This is a genomic window from Gilliamella sp. ESL0250 (genome assembly GCF_013345045.1).
In the GTDB taxonomy this organism is placed as follows: Bacteria; Pseudomonadota; Gammaproteobacteria; order Enterobacterales; family Orbaceae; genus Gilliamella; species Gilliamella apicola_H.
Genome location: NZ_JAAEDV010000026.1, coordinates 1 through 3,382, shown reverse-complemented (window position 1 = coordinate 3,382; position 3,382 = coordinate 1). Strand labels below are relative to the sequence as shown.

Annotated in this window: 2 rRNA genes; both read left to right on the top strand. The window is 48.6% G+C overall.

What is annotated here, in order from left to right:
- Positions 1–231 precede the first annotated feature (231 nt).
- Positions 232–3,130 (top strand): 23S ribosomal RNA (locus GYY69_RS12580).
- A 126-nt stretch (positions 3,131–3,256) separates the two neighbouring features.
- Positions 3,257–3,372, top strand: a 5S ribosomal RNA gene (rrf, locus tag GYY69_RS12575).
- Positions 3,373–3,382 lie beyond the last annotated feature (10 nt).

The window sequence follows — 3,382 nt, the reverse complement described above, 5'->3', positions numbered from 1 at the left end:
AAAAATTATCTTTGTATTTGCTTAATTATTATAGTGAGTAAATAGAAAGATAAAGCTCTTTAACAATTAGGAACAAGCTGAAAGAAACGAGTTCTCGTTCTTATGTAAAGCTTTTATTGAGGCGTGAAATTAAAAGTTAGCGATAATTTTTAGTTGAGACGAATTGGTAGAGGTGAGTAATTAAGAAAGAGAAAAAAGCGTAATTAAAACCAAGACAACTGTGAGTTGTAAGGTTAAGAAATTAAGCGTACACGGTGGATGCCTAGGCAATCAGAGGCGAAGAAGGACGTGTTAATCTGCGAAAAGCGACGGTGAGCTGATAAAAAGCGCTATAGCCGTCGATGTCCGAATGGGGAAACCCAGTGTAGGTGACTACACTATCATATGATGAATTCATAGTCATATGAGGCGAACCGGGAGAACTGAAACATCTAAGTACCCCGAGGAAAAGAAATCAACCGAGATTCCCTAAGTAGCGGCGAGCGAAAGGGGAGTAGCCCAAGCGGGTAGCATATAGTATTAGTGGAAGCGTCTGGAAAGTCGCACGATAGAGGGTGAAAGTCCCGTACACGAAGGTGCGATATGTGGAAGCTTATAGAGTAGGGCGGGACACGTGATATCCTGTCTGAAGAAGGGGGGACCATCCTCCAAGGCTAAATACTCCTGATTGACCGATAGTGAACCAGTACCGTGAGGGAAAGGCGAAAAGAACCCCGGGAGGGGAGTGAAATAGACCCTGAAACCGTGTACGTACAATCAGTGGGAGCTGCTGCCATTAGGTAGTAGTGACTGCGTACCTTTTGTATAATGGGTCAGCGACTTATATTCTGTAGCAAGGTTAACCGAATAGGGGAGCCGAAGGGAAACCGAGTATTAACTGTGCGTTAAGTTGCAGGGTATAGACCCGAAACCCGGTGATCTAGCCATGGGCAGGTTGAAGGTTGGTTAACACTAACTGGAGGACCGAACCGACTAATGTTGAAAAATTAGCGGATGACCTGTGGCTGGGGGTGAAAGGCCAATCAAACCGGGAGATAGCTGGTTCTCCCCGAAAGCTATTTAGGTAGCGCCTCATGAGTAACTGTTGGGGGTAGAGCACTGTTTCGGCTAGGGGGCCATCCCGGCTTACCAACCCGATGCAAACTCCGAATACTGACAAGTTTAATCATGGGAGACACACGGCGGGTGCTAACGTTCGTCGTGAAGAGGGAAACAACCCAGACCGCCAGCTAAGGTCCCAAAGTCATAGTTAAGTGGGAAACGAAGTGGGAAGGCTTAGACAGCTAGGATGTTGGCTTAGAAGCAGCCATCATTTAAAGAAAGCGTAATAGCTCACTAGTCGAGTCGGCCTGCGCGGAAGATGTAACGGGGCTAAAACTATGCACCGAAGCTGCGGCAGTGCACGTAAGTGTATTGGGTAGGGGAGCGTTCTGTAAGCCGTAGAAGGTGTGTTGTGAGGCATGCTGGAGGTATCAGAAGTGCGAATGCTGACATAAGTAACGATAAAGCGGGTGAAAAGCCCGCTCGCCGGAAGACCAAGGGTTCCTGTCCAACGTTAATCGGGGCAGGGTGAGTCGACCCCTAAGGAGAGGCCGAAGGGCGTATCTGATGGGAAACGGGTTAATATTCCCGTACTGGCTATAACTGCGATGGGGGGACGAAGAAGGCTAGGTTTACCACCTATTGGATGGTGGGTTAAGCATGTAGGCGTGTGATTAGGCAAATCCGGTCACTGAAACGCTGAGGTGTGATGACGAGCTGCTAAGGCAGTGAAGTAATTGATGCCCTGCTTCCAGGAAAATCCTCTAAGCTTCAGGTTATAGTTAATCGTACCCGAAACCGACACAGGTGGTCAGGTAGAGAATACTCAGGCGCTTGAGAGAACTCGGGTGAAGGAACTAGGCAAAATGGTGCCGTAACTTCGGGAGAAGGCACGCTGATGGTAATTGAAGTCCCACGCGGATGTAGGTGAAGTCAGTCGAAGATACCAGCTGGCTGCAACTGTTTAATAAAAACACAGCACTGTGCAAACACGAAAGTGGACGTATACGGTGTGACGCCTGCCCGGTGCTGGAAGGTTAATTGATGGGGTTATGCGTAAGCAGAAGCTCTTGATCGAAGCCCCAGTAAACGGCGGCCGTAACTATAACGGTCCTAAGGTAGCGAAATTCCTTGTCGGGTAAGTTCCGACCTGCACGAATGGCGTAATGATGGCCAGGCTGTCTCCACCCGAGACTCAGTGAAATTGAAATTGCCGTGAAGATGCGGTGTACCCGTGGCAAGACGGAAAGACCCCGTGAACCTTTACTATAGCTTGACAGTGAACATTGAGCCTTAATGTGTAGGATAGGTGGGAGGCAAAGAAGCATGCACGCCAGTGTGTGTGGAGTCGACCTTGAAATACCACCCTTTAATGTTTGATGTTCTAACCTATACTTCTGAATCGAGGTAAGGGACACTGTCTGGTGGGTAGTTTGACTGGGGCGGTCTCCTCCCAAAGAGTAACGGAGGAGCACGAAGGTTAGCTAATCCTGGTCGGACATCAGGAGGTTAGTGCAATGGCAAAAGCTAGCTTGACTGCGAGAGTGACGGCTCGAGCAGGTACGAAAGTAGGTCATAGTGATCCGGTGGTTCTGAATGGAAGGGCCATCGCTCAACGGATAAAAGGTACTCCGGGGATAACAGGCTGATACCGCCCAAGAGTTCATATCGACGGCGGTGTTTGGCACCTCGATGTCGGCTCATCACATCCTGGGGCTGAAGTAGGTCCCAAGGGTACGGCTGTTCGCCGTTTAAAGTGGTACGCGAGCTGGGTTTAGAACGTCGTGAGACAGTTCGGTCCCTATCTGCCATGGGCGTAGGAAAATTGAGAGGGTTTGCTTCTAGTACGAGAGGACCGAAGTGAACGCACCGCTGGTGTTCGGGTTGTGATGCCAATTGCATTGCCCGGTAGCTACGTGCGGAATAGATAAGTGCTGAAAGCATCTAAGTACGAAACTAGCCTCGAGATGAGTTTTCCCTGAAGAGATTCAGTAAGGTCCGTTTGAGACTAAGACGTAGATAGGTCAGGTGTGTAAGTGTAGTGATACATTGAGCTAACTGATACTAATGAACCGAGAGTCTTAACCTTACAACTCGGAGTTGTTTTGGGGTTACGCGAGAGATTGTATAAAAGTTGAAATAACAGTTTGTTCCGGATTGAGAGATTAGTGCAGATATGAGATAATGTAACTAATTGAAAAGAGTACAGGATATGTCTGGCGGTAATAGCGCGGTGGTCCCACCTGACCCCATGCCGAACTCAGAAGTGAAACGCCGTAGTGCCGATGGTAGTGTGGGTATTACCCATGTGAGAGTAGGGGGCCGCCAGACTTTTAAATTT